Origin of the sequence: Tsukamurella pseudospumae (assembly GCF_001575205.1) — a bacterium.
In the GTDB taxonomy this organism is placed as follows: Bacteria; Actinomycetota; Actinomycetes; order Mycobacteriales; family Mycobacteriaceae; genus Tsukamurella; species Tsukamurella pseudospumae.
On record NZ_LSRE01000009.1, the window covers coordinates 221,914 to 235,384 of the forward strand.

The 13,471-nt window shown below is 72.2% G+C and carries 13 protein-coding genes and 1 pseudogene; 12 read left to right on the forward strand and 2 right to left on the reverse strand.

What is annotated here, in order from left to right; translation table 11 throughout:
• Positions 1-26: 26 nt before the first annotated feature.
• The 7 genes and pseudogenes from AXK61_RS07190 to AXK61_RS07215 all read left to right on the forward strand — a co-directional run bounded on the left by AXK61_RS07190 (position 27) and on the right by AXK61_RS07215 (position 6,633).
• Positions 27-1,328 carry an aminotransferase class V-fold PLP-dependent enzyme gene (locus AXK61_RS07190; protein ID WP_082778158.1) on the forward strand — a complete coding sequence of 434 codons (1,302 nt, stop codon included), beginning with the start codon at positions 27-29 and terminating at the stop codon, positions 1,326-1,328.
• A gap of 13 nt (positions 1,329-1,341) precedes the next feature.
• Positions 1,342-1,728 carry a hypothetical protein gene (locus AXK61_RS07195; protein ID WP_068744478.1) on the forward strand — a complete coding sequence of 129 codons (387 nt, stop codon included), beginning with the start codon at positions 1,342-1,344 and terminating at the stop codon, positions 1,726-1,728.
• Between the two features lie 35 nt (positions 1,729-1,763).
• Positions 1,764-2,246: a YbaK/EbsC family protein gene (locus AXK61_RS07200; protein ID WP_068744480.1), complete on the forward strand. Its 483-nt coding sequence runs from the start codon at positions 1,764-1,766 to the stop codon at positions 2,244-2,246.
• A gap of 104 nt (positions 2,247-2,350) precedes the next feature.
• A complete protein-coding gene (locus AXK61_RS07205) occupies positions 2,351-2,827 on the forward strand; it encodes a MarR family winged helix-turn-helix transcriptional regulator (protein WP_068574062.1) in 477 nt (158 codons plus the stop codon).
• A gap of 5 nt (positions 2,828-2,832) precedes the next feature.
• Positions 2,833-4,485, forward strand: a pseudogene (locus AXK61_RS25655) (MDR family MFS transporter); the annotation flags it as partial.
• A 33-nt stretch (positions 4,486-4,518) separates the two neighbouring features.
• The gene (locus tag AXK61_RS25660; RefSeq protein WP_231855470.1) at positions 4,519-5,913 is read left to right on the forward strand and encodes a tRNA-ribosyltransferase family protein; all 1,395 of its coding nucleotides are present in this window, start codon (positions 4,519-4,521) and stop codon (positions 5,911-5,913) included.
• A gap of 36 nt (positions 5,914-5,949) precedes the next feature.
• Positions 5,950-6,633 carry a hypothetical protein gene (locus AXK61_RS07215; RefSeq protein ID WP_068574064.1) on the forward strand — a complete coding sequence of 228 codons (684 nt, stop codon included), beginning with the start codon at positions 5,950-5,952 and terminating at the stop codon, positions 6,631-6,633.
• Positions 6,634-6,693: 60 nt separating this feature from the next.
• Here the strand turns inward: AXK61_RS07215 and AXK61_RS07220 are convergent, their stop codons facing one another.
• The gene (locus AXK61_RS07220; RefSeq protein ID WP_068575268.1) at positions 6,694-7,191 is read right to left on the reverse strand and encodes an inorganic diphosphatase; all 498 of its coding nucleotides are present in this window, start codon (positions 7,189-7,191) and stop codon (positions 6,694-6,696) included.
• Between the two features lie 76 nt (positions 7,192-7,267).
• Here AXK61_RS07220 and dacB point away from each other — a divergent pair, with 76 nt between their 5' ends.
• Genes dacB through AXK61_RS07245 form a run of 5 tightly spaced genes read left to right on the forward strand, consistent with a single transcriptional unit; the run spans position 7,268 to position 12,543 of the window.
• Positions 7,268-8,638, forward strand: a complete 1,371-nt coding sequence (dacB, locus tag AXK61_RS07225) for a D-alanyl-D-alanine carboxypeptidase/D-alanyl-D-alanine endopeptidase (protein WP_068574066.1) — start codon at positions 7,268-7,270, stop codon at positions 8,636-8,638.
• A 5-nt stretch (positions 8,639-8,643) separates the two neighbouring features.
• A complete protein-coding gene (locus AXK61_RS07230; RefSeq protein ID WP_068575270.1) occupies positions 8,644-9,738 on the forward strand; it encodes a zinc-dependent metalloprotease in 1,095 nt (364 codons plus the stop codon).
• Positions 9,735-10,673: a tRNA lysidine(34) synthetase TilS gene (gene tilS / locus AXK61_RS07235; RefSeq protein ID WP_068574068.1), complete on the forward strand. Its 939-nt coding sequence runs from the start codon at positions 9,735-9,737 to the stop codon at positions 10,671-10,673. The genes AXK61_RS07230 and tilS overlap by 4 nt, the downstream gene beginning before the upstream one ends.
• On the forward strand, positions 10,670-11,236 hold the full coding sequence (gene hpt / locus AXK61_RS07240) for a hypoxanthine phosphoribosyltransferase (RefSeq protein ID WP_068575269.1): 567 nt from the start codon (positions 10,670-10,672) through the stop codon (positions 11,234-11,236). Before tilS ends, hpt begins: the two co-directional genes overlap by 4 nt.
• A complete protein-coding gene (locus AXK61_RS07245; protein WP_068744483.1) occupies positions 11,233-12,543 on the forward strand; it encodes an amidase in 1,311 nt (436 codons plus the stop codon). Before hpt ends, AXK61_RS07245 begins: the two co-directional genes overlap by 4 nt.
• Before the next feature lie 268 nt (positions 12,544-12,811).
• On the opposite strand, the gene AXK61_RS24300 is transcribed toward AXK61_RS07245, so the two are convergent.
• Positions 12,812-13,402 carry a DUF2628 domain-containing protein gene (locus tag AXK61_RS24300; RefSeq protein ID WP_231855465.1) on the reverse strand — a complete coding sequence of 197 codons (591 nt, stop codon included), beginning with the start codon at positions 13,400-13,402 and terminating at the stop codon, positions 12,812-12,814.
• Between the last annotated feature and the right edge of the window lie 69 nt (positions 13,403-13,471).

Sequence of the window (13,471 nt, forward strand, 5' to 3'; positions counted from 1 at the left end):
CGTCCTCATACCGAAGGACTTCTGTCATGAGCATCGCGACCACCGAGCGCACCGTCTGCCTCACCCCGACCGTCACGTCGCCTCTCACCGCCGCCCGCAGCACGCCGCTGCCGCTGGGCCCGCTGGCCCGGGTGACCGGCGCGGACGAGTACGTCCCGGTCAGCGACGGTGCGACCGTCCGCTACGCCAACCTCGACTACGCGGCGAGCGCCCCGGCCCTGGCCGAGGTGCAGGAGGCGGTGCAGCGCGCGCTCGGCGAGTACGCGAGCGTGCACCGCGGCGCCGGCTACCTGTCGCAGCGTTCGACCTCCCGCTACGAGCGGGCCCGCGAGATCGTCGCCGACTTCGTCGGGGCGCGCGCCGACGACCACGTGATCTTCACCGGCAACACCACCGATTCGATCAACCTGCTGGCGAGCTGCGTGCCGGGCGAGGTCGTGGTCCTCGATTGCGAGCACCACGCGAACCTGCTGCCCTGGAAGCGGATCGGGGCCCGTGTGGTCTCCGCGCCGCTGTCCGTGGAGGGCACCCTGGAGGTGCTCGAGAAGGAACTGAGCCGCCGCCCGGCAGCGCTGGTCAGCGTGACCGGGGCGTCCAACGTCACTGGGGAGATACTGCCCATTCGCAGGCTCGCGGCGCTCGCGCACCGGCACGGCGCACGGATCGCCGTCGACGGTGCGCAGCTGGTCCCGCACCGTCGGATCTCCCTGCGCGAGAGCGGTGTCGACTACCTCGTGTTCTCCGGACACAAGCTGTACGCGCCCTTCGGTTCCGGTGTGATCGTCGGTCGCGCCGACTGGTTCGACGAGGCCGAGCCCTTCCGCTGCGGCGGAGGTGCCAGCTATCAGGTGATCGGGACGCCCGTCTCGAAGTCGGTCGAGGTGGCGTGGCACACGGGCCCCGCACGGCACGAGGCCGGATCGCCGAACGTACTGGGCGCGGTCGCGATCGGCGCCGCGTGCGAGGCGATCGCGAGCTTCGGCGAGGACGCAGTCGCCCGGCACGAGCGCTTCCTCACCGACCTCCTGCTGACCTCGCTCGAGGGCATCGACGGGGTCCGCACGCTGAAGATCTGGGCCGACTCCACCGAGCGGGTCGGCATCGTCGCGTTCACCGTGGCCGGCCGTACGCCGCGCGAGGTCGCGGAGTTCCTGTCCGACGACTACGGGATCGGCGTGCGGGACGGGAAGTTCTGCGCCCACCCCGTCGTTGATCGGTTGGGATGCCCGGACGGTGCCGTCCGAGCGAGCATCGGTCTCGGCACCGGCGAGAACGACGTCCGCCGCCTGGTGCGTGCCCTCGAAGACCTGTCCGCACGGACGAAGTGAATCTGGAGGAACCATGACCGTCTCCCGTCCCGCACTGCTGGTCACCGTCGACGGTGAGCCCGGTGCCGCGGCACTGACCCGGGTACGCGCCGCGGACCTGCGCCTCGCGCAGCGCCAGCGCGGCTACCTGCGCGCCGAGGATGAGCGCGCGGGGCGGGAGCCCGGCGCGGTGGCGCTCGAGGTCGACGTCGTCATCGACGAACGCGCCGCGGACGCCCGCGCCAGCTACGCCCCCGACCATGCTGCGGCGGAGCAGGGCATCACGTACGTGGGCACCCCGTCGGGCCTGCGCTCACTCATCGAGGACGTCTACGCGGCCGAGGTGGCGGATGCCGTGGTTCTGCGGCCCGTCGGCGGCGCCCGCACCAAGGACCTCATCGCCACCCTCCTCGCCGCGTAGGCGCGGTCCCGGCCGATCGCGGCATACTGATCGGCGTGACCGAGCCGTACTCCGCCCGCACCGAGACCGTCCGCGCGGCCCTGGCCGCGGCGGGCCACCCCGACACCGTCCGGCACGTGCCCGACGGTGCCAAGACCGCCGCCGAGGCGGCAGCCGCCCTGGGCTGCGAGGTGGGAGCGATCGCGAACAGCCTGATCTTCCTCGCCGACGGTGCGCCGCTGCTGGTGCTCTCGAGCGGTCGGCACCGCGTGGACACCGCAGGTCTGGCGGAGCGGCTCGGCGTGGGCCGTATCTCGCGTGCGAAGCCGGACGACGTGGCCGCGGCCACGGGGCAGGTGATCGGCGGTGTGTCGCCCGTCGGGCACCCGGAGCCACTGGTGACCGTGATCGACGAGTCGCTGCGCGACTATCCGGACCTGTACGCCGCGGCGGGGACGCACGACACGATCTTCCGCACCGACTTCCCCGCACTCGTCGCGCTCACGGGTGCCAGAATCGTCATGACATCGGCCGGTTAGGCCGCTTCGCCCGAGTCGACTAGGCCTACTAATAATTGTAGGCTGCACGTAGTTTTGCATGTCCGAACACGGCGACGTGATCGGACCGGATCGGCGGAGGCGTGATGACGGACGAGGAACGGGCAGAGCGGATCGAGGGGATCGTCGGCGTGATCGCCGAACTGACCCGGCTGAAGGAGCGGCACGCGGTGATGACCCGGCACGCGGTCGCGCCGGACGGCGTGGAGCTGGCCGCGTACACCGCGCTGTTCGCGCTGGTGAAGGGCGGGCCGATGCGATCGTCGGCGTTGGCCGAGCAGATCCACACGGACCCGTCGACGGCCAGCCGATACGTGACGACGCTGACCAACCTGGGCTATGCCGAGCGCACCGCCGACCCCTCGGACCGGCGCGCCGCGCTGGTGTCCGCCACGGAGGCGGGCGAGGCCAAGGTCGCGTTCATCCGCGAGCAGCGCAACGAGAAGCTGCGCCCGCTCATGGAGGAGTGGACCGATGAGGAGATCGACCAGTTCGTGGTCCTCGGCAACCGCGCCCTGCTGCAGTTCGAGCAGGCGCTCAAGCTCATGCGGGGTGGCGAGTGACCACGATGACGGCGGATGCCGTCGAGACCCCGGCGCCGTCGCTGACCCACAAGCAGATCCTCTACATCCTGTCCGGCCTGATGATCGGGATGTTCCTCGCGGCGCTCGACCAGACCATCGTGTCCACCGCGATCCGGACCATCGCCGACGACCTCAACGGCTACCAGCTCCAGGCGTGGGTCACCACGGCGTACCTCATCACCTCGACGATCGTCACGCCGCTCTACGGCAAGCTCTCGGACATCTACGGCCGCAAGCCCTTCTTCATGTTCGCCATCACGGTGTTCGTGATCGGCTCGCTGCTGTGCAGTACCTCGACGTCCATGTACGAGCTGGCCGCGTTCCGCGCCGTGCAGGGGCTCGGCGCCGGCGGCCTGATGTCCCTGGCGCTCACCATCATCGGCGACATCGTGCCGCCCCGCGAGCGAGCCAAGTACCAGGGCTACTTCCTCGCGGTGTTCGGCTCGAGCTCGGTCCTGGGACCGGTTCTCGGCGGCCTGTTCTCCGGCGCCGACCACATCCTCGGCATCTCCGGCTGGCGCTGGGTGTTCCTCGTCAACGTGCCGATCGGCATCATCGCGCTGGCAGTGGTGTACCGCGTACTGCGGCTGCCGCACACCCGGCGCACGGGCGTGCGGATCGACTGGTTCGGCGCGGTCGCCCTCGCGGTGGGCCTGGTGCCGCTGCTCATCGTCGCCGAGCAGGGCCAGAAGTGGGGCTGGGGCTCCACCAACGCCCTGATCTGCTACGGCATCGGTGCGGCCGGCATCGTCGCCTTCATCGTGATCGAGAAGGTCATGGGCGAGGACGCGATCATCCCGCTGCGCATCTTCACGAACACCATCTTCGCGCAGGGCATCGTCATCTCGATGGTGGTGGGCGCCGCCATGTTCGGCGGGATCTCCCTGCTGCCGCAGTACTTCCAGGTGGTCCACGGCGCCAGCCCGATGAAGGCGGGCTTCCTGATGCTGCCGATGGTCGCGGGCATGATGACGGGCTCGATCCTCGCGGGCCAGATGATCTCCCGCACCGGCAAGTACCGGATCTATCCGATCATCGGCGCGGTCCTGCTCACCGCGGGCATGTTCGGCATGCACTACATCACCGCCGATGTGCAGATCGGCTGGGTCATGGGTGGTGCGGCCGTGATCGGCTTCGGCCTGGGCAATCTCATGCAACCGCTCACGCTGGCGCTGCAGAACATCCTGCCGCCGCGTGACATGGGCGTCTCGACCGCCGCCGCGACCTTCTTCCGCCAGATCGGCGCGACGCTCGGCGTCGCGGTGTTCCTCTCGGTCCTGTTCGCGCAGATGCCGCAGAAGATGAAGGGGCGGCTCAGTGACGCCTCGTCGGATCCGAACTACACCGCCGCCGTCCAGCACGCCGCCGCGGGCCACGACGGACAGCAGGCGCAGGACTTCGCCACGGGGCTGGTGCACGGCGACCCCCGCACGGTGAGCGGAGTCATGGACAACACGTCGGTCCTGGAGCAGCTCCCCGCGACTCTGGTGCACCCGCTCAAGGCCGGATTCGCCGACTCGATGGACGTGGTCTTCCTGTTCGTGACCGTCCTCGCCGCGATCGGCCTGGTGCTGGTGCTGTTCTGGAAGTCCGTGCCGCTGCGCGCCGCTCCCGCGATCGAGCAGGCCGCCGCGGGCGCCGAGTCGCCGTCGGCGGCCGCATCGGCGACGATGGAGGCCGCCGAGATCACCGCCGCCGCGGCGTCCGTGGCCGGTACGGCGCCGAAGGAGGAGACCGTGACCGAGCCGCCGACCGTCCCCGTCCGGCCCGGAGGGTCGGCCCCGGAGCCGACGCCGACGCCCCTTCTCCCGGTCGCGCCCCCGACGCCCTCGCGCACGGAGATCGACGAGCTGCGGGCTCAGAACGCCTCCCTCGCAGCGGAGCTCGCGGAGCTGCGAACGGGGTACCGGGCGATCGCGGGAAGTACGCGGTTGCGCGCTTCGGGCATCACGGATCCGGTGCGGTTCACCGTCGAGGGCACGGCGCCCGCCGGGGCGCGCGCCGGTCGATTGGTGCTGCCGCGGGGCGAGATCGCCACGCCGGCGTTCGTTCCGGTCGCGGGGCGGGGCGCGATCGCAGGACTCACGCCGCGGGAGCTGACGGACCTGGGGACGCAGGCGCTGACCGTCGACCTGCACGAGTTGTACCTGCAGCCCGGACCGGACGTGATCGAGGGGATCGGCGGTATCGGTCGGGCGATGGCCTGGCCGGCGCCGATCGTCGCGGACACCGGTGTGGCCGCGATCGCGGCACAGCCCAAGACGCGGATCACCGACGAGGGCATCGCCTTCCGGAGCCGGCTCGATGGTTCCCCGCGCCGCTGGGACGCCGAGGAAGCGGTGCGCCTGGCGCACCGGATGGGCTTCGACGTCGCGTTCGCCCTGGCCGACCCCACGGATCCGGGCCGAACGGAGCGGTGGGCGCGGCGCGCCCTGGCCGAGCACGGTTGGCAGACCGCTGATCGGCACGACGCCGTCTCGCTGTGGGCCGTCGTGGCCGGCGGTCCGGATCCGGAGGTTCGACGGTCCGCCGCCCGCGCGGTGCGGCGCCTGGCCGACGAGGACCGTCGCGCCGGCGGCCTCGGATTCGGCGGTTACCGGCTCGAAGGCGTGGAGAACCCGGCGGCGCTGAGGGCCGCGGTCGGTGAGCTGGAGGCGGACCGTCCTCGGTACGTGGCGGCGGTCGACGGCCCGGCGGAGCTACTGGCGGCGATCGAGGCGGGAGTCGACCTGGTCGATGGGACCGCCCCGGCGCGCGCGGGCGCGGAGGGGCGCGTGTTCACCTCGACGGGCGTCCTGGATGTCACGGATCCGTCCCTGCGAGCGGACTTCCGGCCCCTGGACCCGGCGGGGCCGGGCCTGCTCGGTGGGAACCGGGTGGACGAGTTCACCCGGGCGTACGTGCACCACCTGTTCGCGGCGAACGAGGGCCTCGCGGTCACGCTGTGCACGTTGCACAACGAGCACTTCTTCGTCGGCCTCGCAGCGGCAGCACGGAAAGCCATCCTCAATGGAGGTTATTCCGAGTTCACGACGTCATTCCTCCGGGGGTTCGGTAAGGTCTAGCCCGATCCCCGTCCTCCTATCGGCAGGAGAAAGCCGTTGCGCCGCAATGACCTGAACCGCTCCTTGAGCATCCTCGCGGCGACCGCCGCGGTGGGCCTCGCGCTCACCGCGTGCGGTGGCGGCGGAGGCGATGCCGCCCCGTCGTCGCCCGCGGCGGACGCGGCCCCCGTCGACGCGGCGAAGGCGCTCACCCAGGCCGACCTCCCGGCGGGCTACAGCGTGAAAGAGGTGGCCTCGGACGCCGCGCTGATGGCGGCGCTGCAGTCGGTGCAGCAGTTCGAGAACATCCAGGTGGATCCGGCCGCCTGTAAGGACAAGAACATCAAGGCTCAGCAGGAGGTCGCCGAGACGATCAAGTCCGGCGTGCAGCAGACCGTGGGCAAGGGAGCCACCGGCATCTACAGCATCACCCTGCTGCCGTCCGACGTGAAACCGGCCACGTTCGAGGCGGCCGGGATCGGCGAGTGCGCCGCGGTCACGCTCAACGGGACGATGAAGCAGACCACCACGCGCGCGGAGCTTCCCGCGGGCGTCCAGGGAGCCACCGGCTTCGTCTTCGAGATCGCCCGCGTCGCGGGCAACGACACGGTGCACGCCTCGTCGGCGTACTTCACCAAGGGCGGCGTGATGGCGATGGTCAACGCCAACCCCGGGCCCGACGGCACCGTCGACCGAGCGGCGTTCGAGGACGTCGTCAAGCGACTAGCAGCGAAGTTGTAGTCCGAGAACGCGCGAAGCGGCGGCGAGGTGATCCTCGCCGCCGCTTCGTCGGTTCAGTCGTCAGTGCGCGTCGGAACCGGCCGTCTCGGCGCGGGCCACGGACCGAGCGATCTCCTCCTCGGCCTCCTTCTTGCCCACCCAGGTCGAACCCTTGACGAACTTGCCGGGCTCGAGGTCCTTGTAGTGCACGAAGAAGTGCTCGATGGCGTCCAGCTCGAACTTGTCGATGTCGCTGATGTCCTGCACCGAATCCCAGCGGGGATCGCCGGCGGGCACGACGAGAACCTTGTCGTCGCCGCCCTTCTCGTCCTCCATCTTGAACATGCCGATCGCGCGGCAGTCGACGAGCGCCCCGGGGACCACCGACTCCTGCAGCAGGACCAGCGCGTCGAGCGGATCGCCGTCCTCGCCGAGGGTGTCCTCGATGTAGCCGTAGTCGGTGGGGTAGCCGAACGCCGTGTAGAGGTAGCGGTCCAGCTTGAGGCGACCCGTCTTGTGGTCCACCTCGTACTTGTTCCGCGAGCCCTTCGCGATCTCGACGGTGACCTCGAATTCCACGCTCATTGTTTCCCTTCGCTGCGCTCAACCATGCACGCCGAGGATACCCGTGTCGGGATGCCGTTAGGCTGGTACGGTGCGACGCTCGCGGATCCGACGAACCCTCACGCGCCTCGCGGTCACCGTGATCGTGCTGGCGCTCGTCGTCGTCGGCACCGTCGCCGCTGCTCTCGGGTGGGGGGTCTACCGGGACCGGCAGGACCTCTCCGAGCACGTCCCGCCCCGCCCCGCAGAGGCCGCCTACAGCCCTGCGATCGGTGCGGTGACGGCATCGAATCAGCCCAGCTCGGCCGGTGTGACCACGCAGATCGCCGCCGCACTGCGCAACCCGGATCTGGGCGACCTGACCGGCGTGATCGCCGATGCCACCACCGGGACCGTGCTCTGGCAGCGCGACGCCGCGCGGCCCCGCACTCCCGCCTCCACCACCAAGGTCCTCACCGCGGCCGCCGCGCTGCTGACCCTGCCCGCCGACAAGCGGATCACCACCACGGTCGTCGCCGGTTCGGCCCCGGGTGAGGCGGTCCTCGTCGGCGCGGGCGATCCGACCCTGCGCTCCGGCACGGCGTCGATCTTCACCGACGCACCGAAGGTCGAGGACCTGGCCGCCCAGCTCCGCCGGTCCGGCACGGCGATCACGCACGTCGTGGTCGACACCTCCCTGTTCACCGGCACCGATTTCGGCCGCGGCTGGGACCGCGCCGACATCGCCGGGGGCGACATCACGCCGCTCCAGTCCCTCATCGTGGACTCGGGTCGTATCCGGCCCGGCGAGGACTACTCGCCGCGCGTTCCCGATCCCGCGCTCGCCGCGGGCCGCGCGCTGGCGTCCGCGCTCGGCCTGCCGCCCACAGCCGTCTCCGCGGGCACCGCGCCGCAGGGCGCCACCCGGCTCGCCGCCGTGCAGAGCGCGCCGCTGAGCGTCCGCCTGCACGATGCGCTGGTGCACTCGGACAACGTCCTCGCCGAGAGCATCGGCCGCGAGGTCGCCGCCGCCGCGGGGCAGCCCCTGTCCTTCGACGGCTCCACGCGCGCCGTGATCGACACGCTCCGCACCGCGGGATTCGACCTGACCGGCGTCGAGCTCTCCGACGTCGACGGCCTGTCCACCTTCAACCGCATCCCCGCCCGGGTGCTCGACGGGATCCTCACCGCCGCGGCCGGCACCGGCAAGCCGCAACTGCGCCCCCTGCTCGACCTGCTGCCCGTCGCCGGCGCCACCGGCACCCTCGCCGACCGGTACGTCACCGTCAACCGGCCCGGCGCGGGCTACGTGCGGGCCAAGACCGGAAGCCTCTCGGGCGTTTCCACGCTCGCCGGGTACGTGGCCACGCGCGACGGTGCCGTCCTCACCTTCACTCTGATGTCCTCCGGGACGCCGGTCGACGTGGCCCGTCCGGCGATGGACGCCGTGACCGCAGCGCTGCGCGGCTGCGGGTGCCGCTGATCGCCATGGGGAGGTCGACGGAGCCGCGCGCGCAGGTGGACTGGGCCCTCGCCGCCGCGTCCGGCCGGCGGATCGCCCGTGTCCTCGGCGACGGACCCGCCACCACGGGCTACACGCGCGACCGCGCGTCCGCGCAGCTGCTCGACTTCGCCGCTGCGGCGGAGGAGCACGTCCGCGCCGTCACGGGCCTGGTCGTGCCCGGTGCGATCCCGCCGGCGCGCACGGGAGGGCGGTGGGACGGGGCGCGGACTCCGGCTCCCCGCAGTGCGGTGTCGGCTACGCGCACGGTGGACCGCAGAGAATGGGTCTCGGCGGCTGCGCGTTCCATGGAGGCGCTCATCGAGCCCGAGGACGCGCGGCACCCCGGCCTCGGAGCCCGGCTGGCCGGCGTCCAGGCCGGGGCGATGCTCGGCATGGTCTCCGGTTCCGTTCTGGGCCAGTACGACCCGTTCGGCGTCTCCGGCGGCGAACTGCTGCTCGTGGTGCCGAACGTGCTCACCGTCGAGCGTGCGCTCGGGCTGAACGCCGACGACTTCAGGATGTGGGTGTGCCTGCACGAGGTCACCCACCGCGTGCAGTTCGGCGCCAATCCGTGGCTGCGGGACTACATGCGCGACAACGTCTCCGCCCTCACCGGCGTCGCCGGTGCCGGATCGGTGGGCGACCTGATCGCCCGTACGCAGAAGGCGCTGTCCGGCGGGGCGCGGCACACCGGCGTCATCGGCGTCCTCGAGATCGCCGCGCCCGCCGAACAGTTCGCGGCCGTCGAGCGGCTGCTCATGCTCGGCACGCTCCTCGAGGGCCACGCGGACCACGTCATGGACGCCGCCGGGCCGTCGGTGATCCCGACCGTCGCGACCATCCGCGCAGCGTTCGACCGGCGGCGGGAGGCACCGTCGAATCCCCTGCAGCGACTGCTCCGGGTCCTGCTGGGCATGGACGCCAAGATCGCGCAGTACGTGCGCGGCAAGAAGTTCGTCGACGCCGTGGTCGCCGACGTGGGCATGCAACGGTTCAACCGGGTCTGGACCGGGCCCGAGACCCTGCCACTGCCCGACGAGCTCGACGATCCGCGGCGCTGGATCGACCGGGTGCTGTGAACCGCCCGGGGCCGGCGGCGCTGCGCGTGCGGCAGGCGGTCCGGGCCTGGCACGCCGCCCACGGATCCGGCCCGACGGTGGCCGTGGCCCTGTCCGGCGGCGCGGACTCGCTCGCGCTCCTGACCGGCGTGCTCGCCGAGGGGCTGGACGCCGTCGCCCTCGTCATCGATCACGGGCTGCAGGACGGTTCCGCCGAGGTGGCCGCCCGGGCGGCGACCCTGGCGCGGGAGCTGGGTGCGCGTCGCGCGGAGGTTCTGGCGGTCACCGTCGACGGTGCGGGCGGGCCCGAGGCGGCGGCCCGGGCAGCCAGATACGCGGCCCTGGACGCCGCGCGCGGCGGGGCGCCCGTGCTGCTCGGGCACACCCTCGACGACCAGGCGGAGACGGTGCTGCTGGGCCTCGGGCGGGGCAGCGGCGCGCGGTCGCTCGCGGGCATGGCCCCGTGGACCGACCCGTACGGGCGGCCGCTGCTGGGCGTGCGCCGCGCCGACACCCGGGCGGCGTGCGCCGAGCTCGGGCTCGCGCCCTGGGACGACCCGCACAACCTCGACCCGCGCTACACCCGCGTGCGGGTGCGGACCGAGGTCCTGCCGCTCCTCGAGGACGTCCTGGGCGGGGGAGTGGCGGAGGCGCTGGCCCGCACTGCGGCGTCCCTGCGGGCGGACAACGAGGCGCTCGACGGGCTGGCACCGGCACCGTCGGGCCCCGAACTGATGGTGGACGAGATCGCGGGACTGCCTGCGGCCCTGCGGATCCGGACTCTGCGAGCGTGGCTCGGTGCTCGTGGCGCGCGGGCCCTGACGGGCGCGCACCTCGCGGCCGTCGACGCCCTCGTCACGGACTGGCGCGGGCAGGGACCGACGGCGATCCCGGGCGGAAGTGCGGGGCGGCGGCTGCAGGTGCATCGGACAGGTGGCATTCTGAGGGCGTGGTGAACGGCACTGGTGAGTTGTACGCGGGAGACATCGCCTCGGTGGTCCTCTCGGAGGAGCAGATCAAGCAGCGGACCGCGGAGCTCGCGGCGCAGATCGCGCAGGAGTACGGCGAGCGGGAGACCGACCTCCTCCTGATCACGGTCCTCAAGGGCGCGGTCATGTTCGTGACCGACCTGGCCCGGGCGCTGCCCGTGCCCACCCAGCTCGAGTTCATGGCGGTGTCCAGCTACGGCAGCTCGACCTCCAGCTCCGGCGTGGTCCGGATCCTCAAGGACCTCGACCGCGACATCGCGGGCCGCGACGTGCTCATCGTCGAGGACATCATCGACTCCGGCCTCACACTGAGCTGGCTGCTGCGCAACCTCGCGACCCGGCAGCCCCGTTCGCTCGAGGTGGTCACGCTGCTGCGTAAGCCCGATGCCGTGCGCGTCGACGTGGACGTCAAGTGGGTCGGCTTCGACATCCCCAACGAGTTCGTCGTGGGCTACGGTCTCGACTACGCCGAGCGCTACCGCGACCTGCCCTACATCGGCGTGCTGGAGCCCAAGGTCTACAGCGAATGACACTGATCACCGCTGCGGCCACGGCGGAACGGGTGCGATCGGGACAGCTCACCGCCGTCGCCGCCACCCGCGAGGCGCTGGCCCGCATCGGTGATGACGCCGTACACGGCTGGCGCGTACTGCGCTCCGAGGAGGCCCTCGCCGAGGCCGCCGCCGTCGACGCCCGCGCGGACCGGTACTCGCTGCCGCTGGCCGGCGTGCCCATCGCGATCAAGGACAACGTCGCCGTGTCGGGGTACCGCACGCTCGACGGGGTGTCCGAGGCCTGCGGCGCGGGCCTGCCGATCGAACAGGTCGACCACCCCGTCGTGAAGCGGCTGCGCGCCGCCGGTGCCGTCGTCGTCGGGCTGACCCGGGTGCCGGAGCTGTGCCTGTGGGCGATGACCGATGATCCGGACGCCGTCGTCGGCAACCCGCACCGCCCCGGGCGTACCGCCGGTGGCAGCTCGGGCGGCAGCGCCGCTGCGGTGGCCTCCGGGCACGTCGCGCTCGCTCACGGAGACGACGGCCTCGGATCGCTCCGCGGCCCGGCCGCCGCCTGCGGGATCGTCACGATCCGGCCCGGGCGCGGCGTCGTGCCGGGGCAACCGGGAGAGGTCAAGTGGTTCGGGATGGCCGAGAACGGGCCGCTCGCGCGGACCGTCGGCGATGCGGCCCTGGGACTGTCGGTGATGGCCGGGCGCCCCGAGCTCGCCGAGGTGGGCGACGGTGCCGGCCTACGGATCGGCCTCGGCCTCAACCGAACGTCCCCGACGACGATCACCTCCAAGGGCATCCTCGGCGCCGTTCGCGCGGCGGCGGGCGAGCTCGCCGCGCACGGCCACTCCGTGCGCGAGGTCCGTGTCCCCTACCCGACGGTGCCGACCGCCCTGCTCGCGCGCTGGTTCGGTGCGGCCGCGCAGGACGTGGACCAGATCGTTTCCCGCGGCGCCGACCCGGCACTGCTCCAACCCCGCACCCGGCGGCACGCCGCCATCGGTCGGGTGGTGCTGAACCGGGGCATGGTGCGGCCCGCGGATGCGGCGAAGCTCGAGTCGGAGCTGGTGCGGTTCTTCGCCAACGAGCGGGTCGACGTCCTGGTGACCCCGACCCTGTCGCAGCGGCCGGTCCGCGCGCGGCGCTACCACGAACTGCCCTGGGCGGCGAGCGTCATCGCCAGCCTGAGCTACGCGACCTATCCGGGCCTGTGGAATCTGCTCGGCTGGCCCGCGATGACGGTGCCCTTCCAAGGCGAGGGCGTGCAGCTCATCGCCCGACCCGGCGGCGAGGCGGACCTGCTCGCGCTGGCCGCCAAGATCGAGCAGTAAGCGGCGACGCCGCCATCGGCGCGGCGCGGGGGACGGCGGCGTGGCGTGGGGGAGGACGGGTCCCCCACCGGAAGCCGGGCTTCTGATGGGGGACCGAACGCCTGATGCGCCTGTCGGTGCGGCGCGGGGGACGACGGTCTGGCGTGGGGGACGGCGGCGTGGCGTGGGGGACGGCGCGTCCCCCACCGGAAGCCGGGCTTCTGATGGGGGAGCGGACGCCGGCCGGGGGATTCGGTGAGGCGCGGGGGACGACGGTGCCGCGGTGCGGCTACGCCTTCTTCCGGAACATCGGCATGCCCTCGAAGGGGTTCCAGCTGGCGCTGCCGCGGGTGACGTGCAGGAAGTAGGCCCAGTTGGCGGTGGTCGAGTAGATCAGGCCGACTCCCGCGCCCCAGGCGCCGGGCGGGACGGTCACGCCGATGATCGCCTCGATGATGCCGACGACGATCGCGAGCGCCACGACACCGCCGAACAGACTCAGGCCCTTGCGCCACGGTCCCTTGATCGCGTAGTAGATCGGGCCGAAGAAGAACGCCGGGCCGTTGAAGCCGAGGCGGAAGCGCGTGCCGAAGGGGAGCGCCTTGAACGCTGCGGTGGACTCGGGCGACGACGCCGGCTGGCCGTAGCGGCCGAAGAACTCGAACCGGCTGCGCCACCGCTCGGGCACGTCGACGCCGCCGGCGCCGGGTGCGGGGTAGGGCTGCCGGCCCGGGAACTGCGGCTGCTGCGGGGCGAAGGACTGCTGCGCGCCGGGGTACGGCTGCTGTGCACCGGGGTAGGGCTGCTGCTGACCCGGGTAGGGCTGCCCGGCGGCGGAGGGGTCGTGGGGGTACGGCGACGGGGTGTTGTTCTCGGTCACTGCAGCAGCATAAAGGGCGCGAAACGGACGTTGTTCGCTCTGGGCGCACCGACGCACCCGGCCCGATCG

Excerpts from the sequence above, each read along its gene's own strand:
- AXK61_RS07190 (WP_082778158.1), top strand. The coding sequence starts at position 27 with ATGAGCATCGCGACCACCGAGCGCACCGTCTGCCTCACCCCGACCGTC.
- AXK61_RS07245 (WP_068744483.1), top strand. The coding sequence starts at position 11,233 with ATGACACTGATCACCGCTGCGGCCACGGCGGAACGGGTGCGATCGGGA.
- AXK61_RS25660 (WP_231855470.1), top strand. The coding sequence starts at position 4,519 with ATGGAGGCCGCCGAGATCACCGCCGCCGCGGCGTCCGTGGCCGGTACG.
- AXK61_RS07205 (WP_068574062.1), top strand. The coding sequence starts at position 2,351 with ATGACGGACGAGGAACGGGCAGAGCGGATCGAGGGGATCGTCGGCGTG.
- AXK61_RS07195 (WP_068744478.1), top strand. The coding sequence starts at position 1,342 with ATGACCGTCTCCCGTCCCGCACTGCTGGTCACCGTCGACGGTGAGCCC.
- AXK61_RS07230 (WP_068575270.1), top strand. The coding sequence starts at position 8,644 with ATGGGGAGGTCGACGGAGCCGCGCGCGCAGGTGGACTGGGCCCTCGCC.